Origin of the sequence: Vibrio sp. V23_P3S9T160, from assembly GCF_963886625.1 — a bacterium.
Lineage (GTDB): Bacteria > Pseudomonadota > Gammaproteobacteria > Enterobacterales > Vibrionaceae > Vibrio > Vibrio anguillarum.
The window spans coordinates 1-19,799 of the sequence record NZ_CAWPDB010000124.1 but is presented as its reverse complement, the minus strand read 5'-3'; the positions used below and the strand labels follow the sequence as shown (position 1 = coordinate 19,799).

The 19,799-nt window shown below is 46.1% G+C and carries 15 protein-coding genes; 2 read left to right on the top strand and 13 right to left on the bottom strand.

What is annotated here, in order from left to right:
• Positions 1–11 precede the first annotated feature (11 nt).
• Together AACU59_RS09570 and AACU59_RS09565 are read right to left on the bottom strand one after the other, a co-directional pair.
• A complete protein-coding gene (locus AACU59_RS09570) occupies positions 12–1,715 on the bottom strand; it encodes a sodium:solute symporter family protein (protein WP_094145714.1) in 1,704 nt (567 codons plus the stop codon).
• 12 nt (positions 1,716–1,727) lie between these two features.
• Positions 1,728–1,994 (bottom strand): DUF4212 domain-containing protein, encoded by a 267-nt coding sequence (locus AACU59_RS09565; protein WP_013855818.1) that lies wholly within the window; start codon positions 1,992–1,994, stop codon positions 1,728–1,730.
• Between the two features lie 387 nt (positions 1,995–2,381).
• Between AACU59_RS09565 and AACU59_RS09560 the strand changes: the two genes are divergently transcribed.
• On the top strand, positions 2,382–4,127 hold the full coding sequence (locus tag AACU59_RS09560) for a potassium/proton antiporter (RefSeq protein ID WP_094145268.1): 1,746 nt from the start codon (positions 2,382–2,384) through the stop codon (positions 4,125–4,127).
• A gap of 4 nt (positions 4,128–4,131) precedes the next feature.
• Here AACU59_RS09560 and AACU59_RS09555 read toward each other — a convergent pair whose 3' ends face one another.
• From AACU59_RS09555 to aspA, 11 genes are all read right to left on the bottom strand, one after another.
• Positions 4,132–4,761, bottom strand: coding sequence for a response regulator transcription factor (locus AACU59_RS09555; RefSeq protein ID WP_013855820.1), 630 nt, complete (start codon positions 4,759–4,761; stop codon positions 4,132–4,134).
• Positions 4,762–5,002: 241 nt separating this feature from the next.
• Positions 5,003–6,805 carry a protein-disulfide reductase DsbD gene (locus AACU59_RS09550; RefSeq protein WP_094145269.1) on the bottom strand — a complete coding sequence of 601 codons (1,803 nt, stop codon included), beginning with the start codon at positions 6,803–6,805 and terminating at the stop codon, positions 5,003–5,005.
• A 160-nt stretch (positions 6,806–6,965) separates the two neighbouring features.
• Positions 6,966–7,424 carry an arginine repressor gene (locus AACU59_RS09545; RefSeq protein WP_088718009.1) on the bottom strand — a complete coding sequence of 153 codons (459 nt, stop codon included), beginning with the start codon at positions 7,422–7,424 and terminating at the stop codon, positions 6,966–6,968.
• A gap of 408 nt (positions 7,425–7,832) precedes the next feature.
• The gene (gene pyrI / locus AACU59_RS09540) at positions 7,833–8,297 is read right to left on the bottom strand and encodes an aspartate carbamoyltransferase regulatory subunit (protein WP_017042201.1); all 465 of its coding nucleotides are present in this window, start codon (positions 8,295–8,297) and stop codon (positions 7,833–7,835) included.
• A gap of 15 nt (positions 8,298–8,312) precedes the next feature.
• Positions 8,313–9,242 carry an aspartate carbamoyltransferase gene (pyrB, locus tag AACU59_RS09535; RefSeq protein WP_017042200.1) on the bottom strand — a complete coding sequence of 310 codons (930 nt, stop codon included), beginning with the start codon at positions 9,240–9,242 and terminating at the stop codon, positions 8,313–8,315.
• A 454-nt stretch (positions 9,243–9,696) separates the two neighbouring features.
• Positions 9,697–10,707 (bottom strand): ornithine carbamoyltransferase, encoded by a 1,011-nt coding sequence (locus AACU59_RS09530; RefSeq protein WP_088732918.1) that lies wholly within the window; start codon positions 10,705–10,707, stop codon positions 9,697–9,699.
• Positions 10,708–10,822: 115 nt separating this feature from the next.
• Entirely contained in the window at positions 10,823–11,734 is a 912-nt protein-coding gene (gene arcC, locus AACU59_RS09525) for a carbamate kinase (protein WP_161437599.1), read from the bottom strand.
• A 73-nt stretch (positions 11,735–11,807) separates the two neighbouring features.
• Positions 11,808–13,031 carry an arginine deiminase gene (gene arcA / locus AACU59_RS09520; RefSeq protein WP_161437598.1) on the bottom strand — a complete coding sequence of 408 codons (1,224 nt, stop codon included), beginning with the start codon at positions 13,029–13,031 and terminating at the stop codon, positions 11,808–11,810.
• An 843-nt stretch (positions 13,032–13,874) separates the two neighbouring features.
• Positions 13,875–15,320, bottom strand: coding sequence for a YfcC family protein (locus AACU59_RS09515; protein WP_094144818.1), 1,446 nt, complete (start codon positions 15,318–15,320; stop codon positions 13,875–13,877).
• A gap of 515 nt (positions 15,321–15,835) precedes the next feature.
• Positions 15,836–17,149: an anaerobic C4-dicarboxylate transporter family protein gene (locus AACU59_RS09510; RefSeq protein WP_017042196.1), complete on the bottom strand. Its 1,314-nt coding sequence runs from the start codon at positions 17,147–17,149 to the stop codon at positions 15,836–15,838.
• A 148-nt stretch (positions 17,150–17,297) separates the two neighbouring features.
• Complete coding sequence (gene aspA / locus AACU59_RS09505; RefSeq protein WP_094144540.1) at positions 17,298–18,752, bottom strand: aspartate ammonia-lyase; 1,455 nt, start codon at positions 18,750–18,752, stop codon at positions 17,298–17,300.
• A 479-nt stretch (positions 18,753–19,231) separates the two neighbouring features.
• On the opposite strand from aspA, the gene AACU59_RS09500 reads away from it, so the two are divergent.
• Entirely contained in the window at positions 19,232–19,735 is a 504-nt protein-coding gene (locus tag AACU59_RS09500) for an FxsA family protein (protein WP_038149154.1), read from the top strand.
• The last annotated feature ends 64 nt before the right edge of the window (positions 19,736–19,799 follow it).

Below are 19,799 nucleotides of genomic sequence, written 5' to 3'. Positions count from 1 at the left end.
GCAGGTGAAGATTAATGGTCGTGAGCTTGCTCCGCGCCTTTCGGGAAGCGGATTGATTCCACCATTTCTTGCACTTCGGTTGGAACTTCTGCGGTAAATTTATTCACCACAATCGATACCACGAAGTTCAAACACATACCTAACGTACCAATGCCTTCAGGGCTGATACCAAACAACCAGTTATCTGGCGTGCTGGCTGCCGGGTTAATGAATTTGAAGTAGATGATGTAGGTTGCAGTAAAGATAATCCCTGCGACCATGCCCGCGATCGCGCCTTCTTTATTCATCTTCTTGTAGAAGATGCCCAAAATAATGGCCGGGAAGAAGGAGGCGGCTGCCAAGCCGAAGGCAAACGCTACCACCTGAGCCACAAAACCCGGTGGGTTAATGCCTAGGTAACCCGCACCAACAATCGCAATGATGGCGGCTAAGCGTGCGGCTAACAGCTCTTGTTTATCGGTCATGTTTGGTTTGAAGCCTTTCTTCAATAGGTCATGTGAGATTGATGTTGAGATAACCAACAAAAGACCTGCGGCTGTAGAAAGCGCGGCAGCTAAACCCCCAGCTGCGAGTAAGCCAACCACCCAGTTTGGCAATTTCGCTAATTCAGGAGATGCCAATACGACGATGTCAGGGCTAATTTTCATCTCATTACGCTCATCGCCGGAGTAGAACATGCGACCATCACCGTTCTTATCTTCCCAACTCACAAGACCAGTGTTTTCCCAGTTTTTAAACCAAGTCGGTGCTTCTGCTGCGGGTACACCTTGCATGTCTGACCCATTGATAGTGTCAATTAAATTAACTCGTGCAAAGGCAGCAACGCCCGGTGCGGTGGTGTATAGCAAAGAGATGAACAGCAATGCCCAACCTGCTGAAATACGCGCATCACGCACTTTAGGCACAGTGAAGAAGCGAATGATCACGTGAGGAAGACCAGCAGTACCTACCATCAAGGCTGCGCAGATAAAGAACACGTCAACCATGCTCTTATTACCATCAGTATAGGTAGTAAAGCCGAGCTCTTGAGTTAGGCCATCAAGTTTATCGAGTAGGTAGACATCGCTTCCTGTAATGGTTGAACCCATGCCAATTTGTGGCAGTGGGTTACCTGTCATCATGATCGAGGTGAAAATGGCCGGAACAAGGAAGGCGAAAATGAGCACGCAGAACTGTGCAACTTGCGTATAAGTGATGCCTTTCATGCCACCAAGTACCGCATAGAAGAACACGATCCCCATACCGATGACGATACCAACGTTAATGTCCACTTCGAGGAAGCGAGAAAATACCACGCCGACGCCGCGCATTTGCCCCGCAACATAAGTAAACGAGATAAAGATGGCGCAAAATACCGCCACCATGCGCGCGGTTTTTGAGTAGTACCGCTCACCGATAAAATCTGGCACGGTGAACTGGCCAAATTTACGCAAGTAAGGTGCAAGGCAGAGCGCTAGTAACACATAGCCGCCAGTCCAGCCCATTAGATAAACCGCGCCGTCGTATCCGATGAACGAGATAATACCCGCCATCGAGATAAACGAAGCGGCTGACATCCAGTCCGCTGCAGTTGCCATGCCGTTGGCAACAGGGTGAACGCCACCGCCAGCAACATAGAATTCACTGGTCGATCCTGCACGGGCCCAAATGGCAATGCCGATATAGAGTGCAAACGTAATACCGACTAGAATAAACGTCCAAGTTTGAATATCCATTTCGTAAACCTCTTAGTCTTCCTGCACGTTGTATTTCTTGTCGAGCGCATTCATGCGCACAACGTAAATAAAGATCAAGGCGACAAAGGTATAGATGGACCCTTGTTGTGCGAACCAGAACCCTAGTTTGAACCCGCCTAAATGAATCGTATTAAGTGCGTCGACGAAAAGAACGCCTGCACCATATGATACCAAGAACCACACTGCCAGCAGTGAGCCCATAATTCCCAAGTTTTCCTTCCAGTAGGCTTGAGCATGTTCGGTTGATTGGAACGCCATGACCTTCTCCTTCGGTTTACATATCGTAGTGTTAATCTAATGTTACGAAATTAAGATAGCAGTGAAAGGGTGGTGGGTCTGTGCAACTTTAGTCGGGATGTTGTTTTTTCCAATTCATTGTAACTAAATGAAATGCCTCAATTTAGAAGGCCTTTCTTATGTTGAGTAAATGTTAAATTAGCCAAAAGTATAAGATCATAAGCTCTTGATTGGAAAGTCGCTCATGGCGAGTTAATGATTTTTTATGTGGTTGGTTATTCATGCCGCGATAAAAACGATCAATGTTTACATAAAGTTGTCTTAAAAACGGATTAAACTAAGGCACAATGGAACGCGAATTTATGTTGGTTATTCAATCAATAATAATTAAATCAATAAGGAAGGAATATGGATGCAATCGCTATCAATGGTTTTTTTCTCGTAGGTGCTTTGCTGATTGCATTAAGTGTGTTGTTAAGTCCAGTCTCTTCTAAGTTAGGAATTCCTATTCTGCTCGTTTTTTTATTGGTGGGTATGTTGGCTGGGGAGGATGGCCCCGGTGGCATCTTATTTGATAATTATCCGATTGCTTATTTAGTCAGTAACTTAGCGCTTGCTATCATCCTATTAGATGGCGGCATGCGTACCCGTGTTGCCAGTTTTCGGATTGCCTTTTGGCCGTCAGTTTCGTTAGCAACGTTTGGGGTGGCGATCACCACCATTCTCACCGGCTTGATGGCGGCGTGGCTGTTTAATTTGGAATTGCTGCAAGGTATTTTGGTGGGCGCGATTGTTGGTTCAACCGATGCGGCGGCGGTTTTTTCCCTGCTTAAAGGGAGAAGCTTGAATGAGCGCGTCGGTTCAACGTTAGAGATTGAATCGGGCACTAACGATCCAATGGCGGTGTTTTTAACCGTGACATTAATTGCGGTACTGGGTAGCCAAGGCGATGATCTCAGCGCAGGATTCTTGCTGCTGAGTTTTATCCAGCAATTTGGTCTCGGGGCTTTATTTGGATTAGCCGGAGGTTGGCTGCTCTGGAAGCTGATTAATAGCAATCAACTTCCAGAAGGGCTCTACTCCATTTTGGCCATCAGTGGCGGTTTGATTATCTTTGCGCTGTCCAATTCACTCGGCGGCAGTGGTATTTTATCTATCTATTTGACGGGGTTACTGCTGGGTAATAAACCGACCCGTTGCCGTTACTCGATCTTGAACGTACTGGATGGGATGACGTGGCTTAGTCAAATCGGTATGTTCCTTGTGCTTGGGTTATTGGTCACACCTTCTGAATTGCTGACCATTGCGGTGCCGGGCCTTGCGCTCGCCTTTGGTATGATTTTGTTTGCGCGCCCCATTTCTGTATGGATTGGTTTATTACCATTCAAAGCATTTACCGCGCGTGAAAAGTGGTTTATCTCTTGGGTTGGACTGCGCGGCGCAGTACCCATTATTTTAGCGGTTTTCCCAATGATGGCCGGTTTACCGAACGCGCAGCTCTATTTTAACTTAGCCTTCTTCGTGGTGATGGTATCGTTAGTGGTGCAAGGTGGGACCTTGATGAAAGCCGCTGCTTTGGCTCGCGTTGAACTACCGCCCAAACCTGAGCCAATTTCACGTACCGGTGTTGAGATATACCCGTGCAGCGAATGGGAAATGTTGGTCTATAAACTCAAACAAGATAAATGGTGTATTGGCGAGCCATTACGCAACCTCTCTATGCCTGAAGGAACACGTATTACCGCCGTGTTTCGTGATGAACAACTGCTTCACCCATCGGGCAGCACCAAGTTGCAAGAGGGCGATGTCTTGTGCGTGTTAGCACAGGAGAAAGATCTCGAATCACTGAGCAACCTATTCAGTGAAGCGCCAGAAAAAGCCTCGTTAGAGCGCTTCTTTGGTGACTTCTTTTTGGATGTGGATGCAAAACTCGTTGATGTCGCAGCCTATTATGGTTTGACGATTGAGCACCTCAATCAAGAGATGACGCTCAACGATTTGCTGATCCAAGAGCTCGGAGCCACACAAGTATTGGGTGACCATTTTGAATGGCAAGGTCTGTATCTGGTCGTGGCGGACGTGGCCGATTGGCAAGCAACCAAAGTCGGTTTGCGATTACCTTTAGAAGAGACGTTAGATGAAGCGAGCGAGTAGCCGACTACTCGCCCAACTCATTGAGTAAAATTACTGCTTGGGTACGGTTTTTAACCCCAAGTTTACGGAAAATAGCCGTCATGTGCGCTTTGATGGTTGCCTCAGAAACATTAAGCTCATAGGCGATTTGTTTGTTGAGTAGTCCATCAGAGAGCATGCCTAATACTTTGTATTGTTGCGGGGTTAAGGCGGCAATTTTCTTGGTTAAATCATTGCATGCGGCGTGATTGGCAATTAGCCCTTCAGGGAAAAATGGGTCACCGGCTAGGACTTGATTGAGCGCCGAGATCAGCGCACGCATGTCACTCGATTTAGGAATAAAACCAAAGGCACCGTGGCTTTTTACTTGCGCTACCACCGAAGGTTCTTCACTGGCTGAAATCACCACAATCGGTAAATCAGGGTATTCGGCTCGCAAGTGAATGAGCCCTGACATCCCATTTGCGCCTGGCATTTTGAGATCCAACAGCAGCAAATCCACATCGCTCTGTTTGGTTAATAAGGCTAACAGGGCATCTAGCGAATCCGCTTCCAATAAATTGGCACCGCTTATCGCCATATGCACCGATTGAAATAGCGCATTGCGAAACAGAGGGTGGTCGTCAGCAATGATGATGGTGTAGGTCGAATCCATGACGTTTTACACTTTTAGCAATGTCGTTAAATCGATTATTGACCGCGATCTCTCACTGAACAATCTTTATACGCTAAAAGTCTGAACTGTATCCACTTTTTGTCTGATACTTAGTAGTGACTGAGCCTGATCTGAGAGTGGTGCATGCCAAGCGGTTCGAGAAGAAGTGATGGCGTTCACGCGCTATTATTGCCGACGGTTGCAATGGCTTGCTCAAACAGTCGGCAATAATCGGTAAACCTTAAAGCTGGTGGGCGGTGAGGTGCGCTAAAAAGCGATCGGCTGGCATAAAACCGCTGATACGTGCGTTTGAAACGCGTTCACCTTGCGCATTCCAAAAATCAATCGTCGGTAACCCTAGCACGTTCATCGCCTTGAGTAGCTCAATATCTTGTGGCTGATTTTTGGTGACGTCCGCTTGCAATAGCACAAAGTTTTGCAGTTTCTGCGCGACCTCTTGCTGATGGAAAGTGTACTTTTCAAACTCTTTACACGCCACGCACCAGTCGGCGTAGAAATCGAGCATGACGGGTTTACCTGCTAATTTGGCTTGGCTCAACTGCAAGTTGAGCTCGGCAATATTATTCACCCGAATGAACTCGACATGGCTAGGGCTTGCTAGGTTGGTTTGTTCTGGCTTAAACCACACATCCAGTGCAGGTTGCGCTGAAGCAAACAGACCCAATACCGCAATAATGCCAACCATGCTCTGTTTCCAGCCACCAAACGGCAAGCTGTTTTTACAATGATAGAGCCAACCAAACGCGACGATCCCAAGCGCAGACCAGAGCGCCGTTGACCACACTGGTGGCAATAAGCGTTCAAGTAAGAAGATCGGCGCAGCCAGTAAAATAAAGCCAAATAGTGTTTTGACTCTCTCCATCCAGCCACCGGCTTTGGGCAGCAGTTTGTTACCAAACACGGCGACCAAAATCAGCGGAATCCCCATGCCCATTGCTAAGGCATACAGTGCAATCGCCCCCGTGAATAGGTCGCCACTTTGCGCGACATACAGCAGTGCGCCAGAAAGAGGCGCGGTGGTGCACGGTGAGCAAACCAAACCGGAAATCGCGCCCATGGCAAACACACCAACACTGCTACCGCCTTGCTGCTTATTACTCAGGCTGTTTAGCCAAGTCTGCACTTTGCTTGGCAGTTGCAAGGTATAAACGCCAAACATCGACAGGGCGAGTAGCACAAATAGGGTACTGAGACCAATCAGTACATAAGGGTGCTGCATCGCGGCTTGAAATTGTAACCCAGCCGAAGCGACGACTAGGCCAAGTACGGTATAAGTGAGCGCCATACCTTGCACGTAAATAAACGATAAAATCAACGCGCGCTGTTGTGAAAGTTGGCCACGGCCAAGCACGATACTGGTGAGGATTGGGTACATCGGGAGTACACAAGGGGTAAAGGCTAGGCCAACGCCAAGTGCTAAAAAGAGCAGCGGTGTCCACCAAGAATCGGCGAGGCGGTTTGCTAGCCCGTCTTGTTCAGCCACGGGCGCTTTTGGCGAATCTGTTTCGCTTTTCGCCATATTGGCCGCCGTGTTGTTGTCAGAGCGAGTATCGCTTGCCACAGCTTGAAGGTCGATAATTCGCGTTTCTGGTGGATAGCAAAAGCCCGCTTTTGCACACCCTTGGTACTGGATAATTAATTTGGCGTTCGCTGCTGCACTGAGGAGCGGTACGTCGACAAACAGTGGCTCAGTATAAATCTTCACATCACCAAAAAATTCATCGTGATATGGCTGACCATCGAGCATCTCGATTTCACCAAGCTGTGCATTTTCGGCGCTGATACTGATCCGATCTTGGTAGAGGTAATAGCCTTGCTTGACCTGCCAATCTAAGAATACCTGTCTACCTTGCTGTTCGGCATGAAAAGGAAACGCTTGGTCAACTGGGACAAATTGATTGTCGGCTGAGGCCAAACCGAGGTTGTTACCACTATTGAATGGATTGTCATTGCCGAAGACCGCCAACGCAGGTTGGGAAAGTGTCAGCAGAGCTAGCAGTACAAAGGAAAAGAGTAGGCGCATACAAAAATCGAGTCTTCATTAGGTGAGTGTCATCTTAACCCAATCAGACCGCTTTTCGGCGCAATAAGTTTCACAGTGATGGAAAAATCGTCGCTGATGAGGCAGTGAAGCGAGAAAAGCCAAGTGAGGTTGTGGACCTCACTTGGCTGGGCGATGGGGGTTAAGCGACACCTAGGCGAGTTTTCACCACCGCTTCACACGCTTCAATATTATTGATGTCTTTGGGAATAATAAGCACAGTGTCATTACCACCGACCGTTCCTAAAATCTCAGTGTGGGGATCAATATCAACCAATCGCGCGACCAATTGAGCACTTCCAGGATGAGTTTTCACCACCACAGTGGATTGATTGTGAGTGATAAACTCAATTTGTGAGGCGATAGATGACTCAACACGCACTGGCGCGGTTTCGACCGTAATGCAGTACACTTTTTTCCCGCACGCATTTTGCACTTTCACCACACCAAGTTGGGAAAGCAAGCGTGACACAGTGGATTGGCTAATGCCTTCGTAGCCGAGCTCTATTAGCCTGAGTCGTAGCTCATTTTGGTTAGCAAAACTTTGTTGTTGTAGGATTTTTTTACAAGCGGAAGCTAACGTTTTGTCATCGGTTTGCATTGCGCCGTGGGGGATTTTTCTGTTCACGGGCGGTTCCTTTTATACACGCTACTGCGTCTGGGGTATCGGTGATCCTTACCATGCCAGCACACTCCCAAAGCCATAGAGTGTGAGTTCACGTTATGTTTAACGCCAATGGCGCAACGGTTGAGCATTGCTCTTTTCCCCTCTATAAGTGGTGGGGGATTATTATTGATGCTTGTAGCTTAACATTAATCAATGTGTCGCTTTTTGCGGGGGATCACCAAATAATAAACTAGATTACCGATTGATTTTTGGCGTTTTATGTTGATTTGATGGAATAATATGCACGGAAATATGCAAGATTCGTAAGTTGGTCCAGCGCCGAGTTAGGACGCTGGAGGCTGGCAGGGCTGTAAACGCGATGGATGCGCGCTTAGTGCTGTTTTAGCAACGTTCAGTCATGATTTCGCGCGAGAATACTTTCTCACAATAGTGGCATTTGAGATGCACATTCTCTTGTTTGAGTTGCACTTTAAAGCGGCTCTCGACAGGCTCGCCATGAGAGATGCAGTTGCTGTTTGGGCAACGAAATACGCTGTCAATTCGCTCTGGCAAAGTGAGGGTCAGTTTGTTGACCACTTTATACTCTTCAATTTGATTGACGGTGGCTTTCGGGGCATACAGTGCTAATTGGTTCGCTTGCTCTTTGGTGAGATAAAGGTTTTCGATTTTAATCAGATCTTTATTACCTAACGCAGAAGAGGGTAGGTTTAGGCCAATCGTCACACGTTGATTGGTTTCATTTAACTTAAACAAAGAGAGAATTTTGATCCCAAGGTTGGCAGGGATATGGTCAATCACGCTACCGTTACGAATCGCTTCAACTTGTAATTGGGTCTCTTTTACCATGATGTTATCTCCTACTTATAAGGTTGGGTTAAGAACAAGGGCTAATAAAGCTTCACGCGCATAAACGCCGTTTTCGGCTTGTTGGAAATAGTAGGCGTAAGGTGTTTTATCGACATCGGTGGTGATTTCATCGACCCGAGGCAGTGGGTGCAGCACTTTTAAATTGTGACGCGCTTCTTTTAATGTTTCTGCGGTTAAGATGTAAGCCGATTTCATGTGCGCGTATTCGGATGCATCAAAGCGCTCTTTTTGTACGCGCGTCATGTACAGCACATCCAGTTCAGGCACGACCTCTTCAATGCTGGCGTGCAAACTAAACGCAATGCCAGCCTCTGAGAGCTCTTCGCAAATGTAATCTGGCATCGCCAGCACTTCTGGGGCGATAAAAAAGAAACGTACATTGTTGAATTTCGATAAGGCTTGGGTGAGCGAATGGACGGTGCGGCCATATTTTAAGTCGCCGACGAACGCGACGTTAAGGTTATCGAGCCTGCCTTGCGTTTCATAAATGGAAAACAGATCGAGCAAGGTTTGAGTGGGATGCTGGTTAGCACCATCGCCACCGTTGACTACGGGAACGCCGTTGGAAAACTCAGAGGCTAAACGTGCAGCGCCTTCTTGTGGGTGGCGCATGACAAATGCATCGACATAAGAGGAAATAACTTGCACCGAGTCAGCTAAGGTTTCCCCTTTCTTGGCAAGTGACGTATTGCCGCCATTATCAAAACCAATCACTGTGCCGCCTAGGCGCTGCACTGCCGTTTCAAACGACAAACGGGTACGTGTAGAAGGTTCAAAGAAGCAGCTTGCCACCACTTTATTTTTGAGAAGTTCAGGGTTTGGTTCCGCTTTAAGCCTTGTTGCAGTTTCAACAATCAGCTCCAGTTCCGCACGGCTCAGTTCTGGAATGGAAATGATGTGCTTGTTAAATAACGAATGCGCCATAACGTGTCTTCCCTCTGTATGGTTCGCTTTGGCTACTAGCCTTTGCGAAATTTTGCTTAAAAAAAAGCCCCCTAAAATAGGAGGCTTCAATAACGTTCAGAACAGAAAAACAAAACAGCTAACTCGACCGGCGCCGGGTGTAATGGATGGCGTTGATGGGGAGTGCTGCGGTTCATTTTCTGCTCCGTTTAGACAAATTGCGAAGGATTATACGGACAAAAAACACGCTGGCAATACTCTTTGGAAAATATCCAGAAAATGGATTTTTATGCGAAATTAGCTTGATTTCGATGTTGTTTACTACGCGTTTACAGCTAAAGCATAGGCGCGATTTGTGAGTGTTATTGACTGAAAAAAAATGCGAGCTTTATTCAAGCTCGCATCGATTCAACATCAAAGAAATGAAGTAGACGATTCATCGCCTACATTCATTATCTACTATTCGTTACCTAAGTTAGTTACCTAAGGTGGCCACCATCACGGCTTTGATGGTGTGCATGCGGTTTTCAGCTTCATCGAACACGATGGAATGCTCAGATTCAATCACTTCATCGGTCACTTCAACGCCTTTGGCAAGCACTGGGTAGTTTTTCGCAAGCTCTTTGCCAACGGTGGTATCTTCGCCGTGGAAAGCAGGCAAGCAGTGCATGAATTTCACATGTGGGTTACCAGTGGCTTTTAGCATTGCCATGTTCACTTGGTAAGGCAGCATCAATTCAATGCGCTCTGCCCATGCTTCTTTCGCTTCGCCCATCGATACCCAAACATCGGTGTAAAGGAAATCACAGCCTTGAACGCCTTCTTGAACATCATCTGTGAGCGTAATTTTCGCGCCTGTTTGCTTTGCAATAGCGCGACATTCCGCGACTAATTCTTCGGTTGGCCAGAACGCTTTGGGTGCAACAAGGCGAATGTCCATGCCCATTTTCGCAGCGCCCACCATCAAGGAGTTACCCATGTTGTTGCGTGCATCACCGAGGTAGGCAAATTTCATTTCATGGAGGCGTTTGCCACGGCCATGTTCGATCATGGTAAGGAAATCAGCCAAAATTTGTGTTGGGTGGAATTCGTCAGTTAAGCCGTTCCATACTGGTACGCCAGCGTAGGCACCAAGCTCTTCAACGATCTCTTGACCAAAGCCGCGATATTCGATGCCGTCATACATGCGGCCTAAGACGCGCGCGGTATCTTTCATCGATTCTTTGTGGCCAATTTGTGAACCTGATGGGCCTAAGTAGGAGACTTGAGCACCTTGGTCAAACGCTGCTACTTCGAATGCACAGCGAGTGCGAGTTGAGGTTTTTTCAAAGATAAGTGCAATGTTTTTGCCTTTGAGACGAGGCTGCTCATAACCGTTGTATTTGGCTTTTTTCAGCTCAAGGGATAGATCCAATAGGTGCTGGATTTCGCGTGGAGTGAAATCAAGAAGTTTTAGAAAGTTACGGTTGCGTAAGTTAAAAGCCATGATCTTTTCCTCATTTGCAACGCTTGCTTCTGATGAGAGGGTGGAAGAAAGCGTTACTATTTGTTTAAAGTTAAAAACAGATTCGGTTTATAAAATAGATTTTAAAAACAATGTTTTATCCGCGCGTGATGTTGGTGCCTGCTGTGCCTTCTAAGATGCGTAGGCCATCTTCTAACGCGCCGATCCCAACGACTTTCCCACCTTGTTGAATGAATTCGCACGAGGCTTCAATTTTTGGCCCCATAGAACCAGCATCAAATTGATAGTTGGCAAGCTCGCTTGGCGTTGTGCTGCGCAGCGCGTGTTGGGTTGGTTTGCCCCAATCAAGGTAAACGGCGTCAGCATCGGTCAAAATGAGCAGCGCGTCGGCGTTCAATTGTTTGGCAAGAAAGGCAGCAGACATGTCTTTGTCGATCACTGCTTCTACACCGACTAATTTGCCGTTTTCACGTTTGACTGGAATACCGCCACCACCGGTGCAAATCACTAAATGACCGGCGCTGATAAGCTGGGAAATCGCATCATGTTCGACGATGCCTATCGGTTGAGGGCTCGGAACCACACGGCGGAAATATTGGCCGTCGGGCTTGACTGTCCAGTGGTATTTCTCAGCCAATTCACGCGCTTCTGCTTCTTGATAAACTGGGCCAATCGGTTTGGTTGGGTTGGCAAATGCAGGGTCTTTCGGGTCGACCATCATTTGGGTCAACATGCACGAAATGTTGCGTTCAGGCAGCATGTTTTTGAACTCTTGCATCAACATGTAGCCAATCATCCCTTGAGTTTCACTGCCCAATACGTCGAGTGGGTACGGCGCTACTTTTTTGTATTCGAGACCTTGTAGTGCCAGCAGGCCAACTTGAGGGCCATTGCCATGCACCAGCACCACGTTATAGTGTTTGGCTATTTCGGAAATGGTTTTGACTGCAATTTCAATGTTGCGACGTTGAACATCTGCTTCTAATGGCTGACCACGACGAAGTAGCGCGTTTCCACCTAATGCAACAACAACAGTTTGTTTGCTCATAATTCTATCTCTTCTAAGGTGGGTTGATGCGTGCAGAGGAGATTTGCCTCAACCCATTTGATTAACCTAAGGGCTAGATACCGTCACGCTCAATTGGGCAGCTCATGCAGCGTGCACCGCCACGGCCACGGCCCAATTCGTCACCAGGAATAGACAGAACGGTGATGCCTGCTTTGTCGTATTTTTCATTGGTATAGGTGTTGCCTTCATAGCCAATCACTACGCCAGGTTTGACGGTTAGGACATTGTTTGCATCGTTCCACTGTTCACGTTCTGCGTTGAAGTTGTCACCGCCCGTTGTGATTAGGTTGAGCTTGTCAACGCCAAGTGCTTTTTCGATGGCGGTCACGAAGTAACCTTCTTCTTTGACGTTCACGGCACCAGACTCATCGCCTGTGAGGCTCCAGCATTTCACATCTTTGCGTACTACTTCTGGGTAAACAGAGAAGGTGTCTTCACGCATGTGTGTCATGACGGTATCTAAGTGCATGCAAGAGCGGTGTTTTGGTAGTTCCATCGCAATGATTTGCTTCGCTTGGCCATGTTTAAATAGGCCCGCAGCTAAGTGTTCAACACCTTGCGCTGTGGTGCGCTCAGACATACCAATCAGTACAGCACCTTTGCCAATCACAAGAACGTCGCCACCTTCAATGGTTGAATTATCGTAATTAATGCTCTCGTCATCACCGAAGTATTTAATGAAGTCTTGGCCCGCAAAGCTTGGATGCCAGCGGTAAATCGCACGCACATGGTTGGTTTCACGTTGACGTGCAGGTTTTGCCATCGGGTTGATTGACACGCCACCGTATACCCAGCAAGACGTATCGCGAGTAAATAGATGGTTTGGCAGTGGTTCAATGATGAAATCGGTTGGTGTATGCAAGCCTTGCATCATTGAAGAGGATTTCATTGGCATTTCAGCGTAAGACAAACCGCCTGTCAGGATTTTTGCCAATTCAAGGTTTGGCAGATCGCTGAGGTAGCAGCGCACGTCATTCGCAAATGTTTTGCCAAGGCGGTAATCCGATACTTGTTGAGTAAGCAGCCACTCTTTTGCGACGGGAACCGCTAGCGTGTCGGCTAATAGATCGGTCAGCAGTAAAACTTCAACACCTTGGTCACGTAGCGTTTGTGTGAACGCATCATGCTCTTTCCCCGCACGCTCTACGGCCAATACATCATCAAACAAAAGATCGTGACAGTTTGATGGTGTTAAGTGAGTGAGTGAGCGTCTTGGGCGGTGAACAAGAACTCGACGTAATTGACCAATTTCAGAACCAACATATAACTTACTCATAATAGTATCTCTCTTAATTTATATGCATTTATGCCGTTATATTTTTGACATTAAATTCAACTTTTTCTGGATAAATACATAATTATTTCTGTAGGGAATTTAGTATGAATTTATTTATTCACTTCTTTGTTCTGCAATTAATATTACCCTTGGTCTGTATATGTTCTTAGAGGTCCATCACAGAATGATTTATATTGAAATTCGGCGAAAATAAGAGTTTTTTAACAATGTTTATGCAGTGTTTATATTGTGAGTGTCATATTTATTACTGCTTTTTTTATGGATGTTCATTCAATTTAAATCTCACGCAGCACTACTCCATATAGGACAGGTATTTTGGTCGGGAATTTTATGCACCAAAAACACGTCGATAATTCTTAGAATTGGTTAAGAATATGCACTTGAAAAGGGTATATAGTTGAATATGAGTCGAAGAAATGGACTGTGTTAACATAACTTTCTTAATAAAACTTGATCTGACGCAGGCTTTCTAATGTGGATGTTTTGTCTGAATTGGCGTAATAGAGGACGGAAAATGAGAGATGAAATAGCAGGCGATCTGAATTTGGTAATAAAGGAATATCGGCCGCGTTTTATTTAGTCACCAAAAGTGGTTATTTATCCCAGCCGATTGCTATAAAAAAATAGCCATCAAAACTAATGACGATCTAACGACGTTGAAAGCCATCATTTCCTGATTTGGCTAACGTATCATGTTTAGAGTTGAGTAGCTGCGCAGCCAATGAGCCTAAGTCGGCCTGCCAATAAAAAAGCCGCAATCATGCGGCTTTTAAAGGATGTGACGCGGTTTTCACCTACGACATATCGTTGATCAGTTTGGCGCTATAGCATCGCACCTAGGCTGAGAGATAGCATAATGAATACGCACAATATGCCTAACAGTGGTGCGACCCATTTCACCCAGCGAACATAAGGTACACGAGCAATTGCTAAGCCGCCCATCACTACCGCAGAAGTTGGCGTGATGAGGTTGACTATCCCTGAAGCTGATTGGTAAGCCGTGACGACAAGGTCGCGACCAACGCCTGCAAAGTCAGCCAATGGAGCCATGATGGGCATGGTTAATACCGCAAGGCCAGAAGACGAAGGTACAAGGAAAGAGAGAAGAATTTCCAGTAAATACATTACGTTAATAAAAATGATGGATGGAAGGCCAGTAACCATTTGCTCGGCTGAGAACAAAATAGTGTCGGTGATCATTCCTCGGTCCATTACCACTACAATGCCGCGTGCGATACCAATGATCAGCGCTACGCCTAGTAGGTCTCGTGCGCCATCAATAAAGCTGGTAGTGAATTCCTCTTCACTCATACGAGCAATTAAACCGATAATGATGGTTGCGCCCAAGAACATCGCTGAGATCTCAGCCATCCACCATCCAGCAACAGATACACCATAAATCATCACGCCAAAAGCGGCCGCGAAAATGGTCAAAATAACTTTGCGGGTGGCGGTGAATTCGAGTTTCTCTCCACTTTGGTTGCCAAGGAAGTGAGCTTTGTTCTCTTCGTACTTGTCGTACACAATCGATTTGCTTTGATCTGCTTGCACCATTTTCGCATAGCGCATCACGTACAGTACACAGATAACCCAGCCGACAGCTAACATTGCTAAGCGCAACATGATGCCATCAGTAAACGGAATGCCCGCTGCGTTGGCCGCAATTACGGTGGCAAACGGGTTGATAGTGGAGCCCAGCGTACCGATACCCGCGCCAAGCAGTACGGTAGCGGCGGCAACCAGTGGGTCAAAACGAGCGGCCATCATCACAGGTACGAGTAAGGTGTAGAAAGGTAAGGATTCTTCCGCCATACCGTAAATCGTACCGCCTGCGGCAAACAGCGCCATCAGGATGGGTATCATCAACTCTTCACGCCCTTCAAGCCGCGCTGTTACGCGTTCAATGCCCGCATCAATCGCACCTGTTTTGGTCACTAGGCCCAAAAAGCCACCAATGACTAAAATGAACAGAGACACGTCAATCGCGGCCGCTTCGTAGCTGTTGTGGTCATAAAAGCCGTCAATCGGTGCCATCAACACATCGATCACCCCTTGTGGGTTACCTTCTGCGTGTTGATAAGTTCCCGCAATAGGCACTTCTTTGCCCAGTTCTTCATTCATGGTGCGCTGATACTGACCGGCAGGCACAATCCAGGTTAAAAGGGCCACAAGAGCAATTAGAATGAAAAGGATGGTGTAAGCGGAAGGAAACTTAAAGTTAGCAAAGAAGCCACCTTTAGGTTCCGTGGATACAGTTTGGGTTGTCATAGCGATCTCCTTACACTCAGAGAACAACGAGATTCTGAGTGTGTTCAGCGGCTAATGTTCTTCAGTCTGCCATCCCATTAAAATATTATCTACTAGGGGTGAAAGAATAAAAAGTTATTGGAACTTCAATTAAATACGTTAAATGAAAAGTTTTAATTATTATTAAGTGAACATAAATGCTCACTTGCTCAGATATCTGTATAAATTCTAAGGTGAGTTTTAAAGCGTAACTTTGTCTTGCTTCACAAAACAATAGTACCGAGTTACACACCATTTTTTTAGGGAATTTAATTTAGGGTAATTGAGTGTAAATAATGGAATTATATTCTTACGCTTTTTATTCGAAGACATGGAGATAGGCGGATAATCGTTGTAGGGTAAATATATTGAAATTTTATTCATTAAGCTGAATGAGTGAAGAGAAGTAATTATTTATTGCTTTATTGATATGTATCAATATTTTATACGTGACAAATAAAAAGGGAGCCAAAGCTCCCTTATAACAATAGTAGAGATTACATCAAAATATTGGAGAACAACAAACCAAAACCAATACTAAACACCATACTTAACAAGCCAGGGAGCATAAAGCTGTGGTTGAAAATATACTTACCAATACGAGTGGTACCAGTCCGGTCAAAGTCGATAGATGCGATGATAGGGCCGTAGTTTGGAATGAAGAAGTAACCGTTAACGGCAACGAAAACCGCAATAATAATGGCTGGTGGCAAACCCAAGGTTATTGCAACAGGGACTAACACGGCTGTTGTTGCGCCTTGGCTATTGACCATCACCGACAGAGCAAATAACGCGAACGCGAATGTCCATGGTGCGACTTCCACTAAGCCAGAGACCGCTTCTTTGACCATGGCACCATGGCCAGCAATGAAGGTGTCACCTAACCAAGCGATACCGAAGATCGCTACGATGGCACGCATACCTGCATGGAATACGGAACCTTGGCTGATGGCGTTGCCGTCAGGTTTGCACAGTAAAATGATCAGCGCCGCGATAGACAGCATCACGATTTCAATCGTGTGCGCCATCCCCATGGCTGAGCCGTTAAATTGTGGGCGCAAGCTAGGCAATGCACCCATCACCACCACCACAATGGCACCGAACAAAAATAGCCCGACCGATTTTTTCGCTTGTGGCGTGATTTGAATATCAGCAATCGATACTTCTTGTTCCATCTCTGCGCGAAATTCTGGGTCTTGCAAGCGACGTTGATATTCTGGGTCATCTTTCAGCTCAACACCGATTTTATTGACGAATAAGCACGCGCAAGCCAAACCAAGAATGGTACTTGGGATGGTGATCATCAACACATCCGTTAGCGTGATGCCTTGTGGTTCTAAGAAGGCGACTAACGCCACGACGGCGGCCGCAATTGGGCTAGCTACAATCGCAAATTGTGACGCGATCACCGCCATACCTAAAGGACGTTCTGGGCGAATACCACTGCGACGGCTCACTTCAGCAATTACGGGCAGTACTGAATAGGCCACGTGACCTGTACCAGCCATCATTGTAAAAAAGTAAGTTACCAAAGGGGCGATGAAAGTGATGTGGCGAGGGTTTTTATGCAAAATGTTAGTGGCAATTTTGATCAAATAATCTAAACCGCCAGCCGCTTGCATTGAGGCTGCTGCTGCAACCACGGCCATGATCATCAACATCACATCAATCGGTGGGCTGGTTGGTTGCATGCCAAATCCAAAGCTCAGTACAGCAAGGCCAATACCGCCCATAACACCAAGCCCAATACCACCAATCCTTGCACCAATTAGGATACATCCTAATACGATAAGGAACTCAATTAAGAACATCTTATACTCCTAAAGATAATGAAAAATAGGGTCATTCTACAGGTTCAGCGATATTGAACGGTATGCTTTGCGCCATGATGTAACGCAATTTTTCTTCACTTAATAACCTGTAGAAAGTAAAAAGGCTCTGAATCAGAGCCTTTTTTGATTATTCGTAGCGTTTTGCTTTGTACTGCGGGCGCATAAAGTTTTCGACAGATAAGATGTCATCGAGCTCTTCGGCGGTGAGTAAGCCTCGCTCAAGCACCACTTCACGTACGCTCTTACCCGTTTCCGCACAAATTTTACCCACGATGTCACCTTCATGGTGGCCAATGTATGGGTTCAAGTAAGTTACGATACCGATAGAGTTGAATACATAAGCTTCACACACTTCTTTATTGACAGTGATACCGTCAATACATTTGTCACGAAGGTTTATACAGGCGTTTGAAAGAATTTCAATTGACTCAAACATGCTTTGTGCAATCACAGGTTCCATCACGTTTAGCTGTAATTGGCCACCTTCTGCGGCAAAGGAAATAGTGTTGTCGTTACCAAGTACTTTAAAGCACACTTGGTTGACCACTTCAGGCACCACAGGGTTTACTTTGGCAGGCATGATGGAAGACCCAGCTTGCAGTTCAGGTAGGTTCAACTCGTTTAGACCCGCGCGAGGGCCAGATGAAAGAAGACGTAAGTCATTACAGATTTTAGAGAGTTTCACGGCAAGGCGTTTTAGCGCGCCATGCGCCATAACATAAGCTCCGCAGTCTGACGTTGCTTCAATTAAATCTTCTGCTGGAACGACAGGTAAACCCGTTACGGCGGCTAGGTGTTTCACCGCAGCCGCTTGATAACCTGGCGCCGCATTAAGGCCAGTACCGATCGCTGTTGCACCAAGGTTGATCTCAAGCAGCAGTTTAGAGGTGTACTCTAGGTTGCGGATCTCTTCATTAATAGTGACCGCCCAAGCTCGAAACTCTTGTCCTACAGTCATCGGTACGGCATCTTGCAGTTGGGTACGACCCATTTTTAAAATACCTGAGAATTCTTGGCTTTTTAGCTCGAACGCACCTTTTAGGTACGCAATAGAATCAATCAGTTTCAGGATGCTGTTGTATACCGCAATGCGAAAACCGGTAGGGTAAGCACAGTTGGTCGATTGGCTTTTATTGACGTGGTCGTTCGGGTTGATGAACTCGTACTGACCCTTTTCTTTACCCATTAATTCCAGAGCAAGGTTCGCGATCACTTCGTTGGTGTTCATATTGACAGAAGTGCCGGCTCCGCCTTGGTATACGTCTGACGGAAATTGATCCATGCACTTACCTGTTTCTAGGATCAAGTCACACGCTTGGAGGATATAATTAGCCACTTGGCTTGGAATGACGCCGAGCTCTTTGTTGGCTAGCGTGGCGGCTTTTTTGGTCATCACCATACCGCGTACAAATTCAGGCACATCAGAAATGGTTGATTTTGAAATATTAAAGTTTTCGATAGCGCGCAGCGTATGAATGCCGTAATACGCGTCAGCAGGAACGTGACGTTGACCTAATAGATCTTCTTCGATACGAGTGGCCGAGTTAGCGGTAGCAGCTGTCGTTTCTGATAGGGTAGCCATAACAGGATCCTTAGAGAATTATTCTGATAATTAGTGAAATTATTAGCCATTTCTGCAGTTTAAGAATCCATTCGTCAGAATTTTAGGCTGGAAAATCCGTCCTGACTTCTGTGGCACATCATACTCAACCTAGATTTAAAAAATAGTAAGTGGATCACCTTTTAGGTCAATATTTTATGAAAATTTGATACGCACTCATAGGCGTTATTTTTAGGTTTTAAAAACAGTGATCGCGTTGATAAATAGTTGTGATGCCGACGGTTGGATTTGTCTGTGTGGTATGAGATTTGTTCAGGTTTTGTTAGCAAAATGAGCGAGTGAATGGATTTCAGATAGAGCCAATATTCGGTCTATTTTAAGATAGATAGTGGCTCTATTTAGTTATTTAGGTTGTGAGGTCGTGCTCTTTGATTGAGCGTTGAGTGTTGTAGTCGCCTGTAGTTGACGGTAAGGTGAGAGCAATAAACAAAGGAGGGCGTGTGTTTCCAATCTTACTTCTGGCTTTTATTTTTGTGCCAATCATTGAAATTGGCCTCTTTATCCAAGTAGGCAGCTTGCTAGGTATGTGGCCAACTATCGCCTTGGTGCTGATTACGGCATTTGTTGGTGCATCATTGGTTCGTAGTCAAGGGATACAAACTTTACTTAGCGTTCAACACCGTTTGCACCAAGGTGAGCTACCTGCGCAGCAAATTATTGAGGGCGTGATGCTGGCGGTGGCGGGTGTGCTGCTTTTAGTACCGGGTTTTTTGACCGATGCACTTGGTATGGTGGTGCTATTGCCTGCGCCTCGGGCTTTGCTTGCCAACTATTTGATGAATAAAGTGGTGGTGAATGGTGTATCAGGCCGTTTTCAGGCGCAGTTTGATGATAGCCGTCATAACAAAGCCCCATTTGATCGTGACTTTGAACCATCTGAAACGGGAAAAACCTTCGAAGGTGAATTTGAACGTAAAGATGATGAGCATAATAGGCTGAAATAATAGACTTTTTATGGTGTTTCTTACTCTATTGTTTTGAGTTGTAAAAATTAAATGCCGAAATAGA

Coding starts and splice junctions, on each gene's coding strand:
- AACU59_RS09570 (WP_094145714.1), bottom strand. CDS start 1,715: ATGGATATTCAAACTTGGACGTTTATTCTAGTCGGTATTACGTTTGCA.
- AACU59_RS09565 (WP_013855818.1), bottom strand. CDS start 1,994: ATGGCGTTCCAATCAACCGAACATGCTCAAGCCTACTGGAAGGAAAAC.
- AACU59_RS09560 (WP_094145268.1), top strand. CDS start 2,382: ATGGATGCAATCGCTATCAATGGTTTTTTTCTCGTAGGTGCTTTGCTG.
- AACU59_RS09555 (WP_013855820.1), bottom strand. CDS start 4,761: ATGGATTCGACCTACACCATCATCATTGCTGACGACCACCCTCTGTTT.
- AACU59_RS09550 (WP_094145269.1), bottom strand. CDS start 6,805: ATGCGCCTACTCTTTTCCTTTGTACTGCTAGCTCTGCTGACACTTTCC.
- AACU59_RS09545 (WP_088718009.1), bottom strand. CDS start 7,424: ATGCAAACCGATGACAAAACGTTAGCTTCCGCTTGTAAAAAAATCCTA.
- pyrI (WP_017042201.1), bottom strand. CDS start 8,297: ATGGTAAAAGAGACCCAATTACAAGTTGAAGCGATTCGTAACGGTAGC.
- pyrB (WP_017042200.1), bottom strand. CDS start 9,242: ATGGCGCATTCGTTATTTAACAAGCACATCATTTCCATTCCAGAACTG.
- AACU59_RS09530 (WP_088732918.1), bottom strand. CDS start 10,707: ATGGCTTTTAACTTACGCAACCGTAACTTTCTAAAACTTCTTGATTTC.
- arcC (WP_161437599.1), bottom strand. CDS start 11,734: ATGAGCAAACAAACTGTTGTTGTTGCATTAGGTGGAAACGCGCTACTT.
- arcA (WP_161437598.1), bottom strand. CDS start 13,031: ATGAGTAAGTTATATGTTGGTTCTGAAATTGGTCAATTACGTCGAGTT.
- AACU59_RS09515 (WP_094144818.1), bottom strand. CDS start 15,320: ATGACAACCCAAACTGTATCCACGGAACCTAAAGGTGGCTTCTTTGCT.
- AACU59_RS09510 (WP_017042196.1), bottom strand. CDS start 17,149: ATGTTCTTAATTGAGTTCCTTATCGTATTAGGATGTATCCTAATTGGT.
- aspA (WP_094144540.1), bottom strand. CDS start 18,752: ATGGCTACCCTATCAGAAACGACAGCTGCTACCGCTAACTCGGCCACT.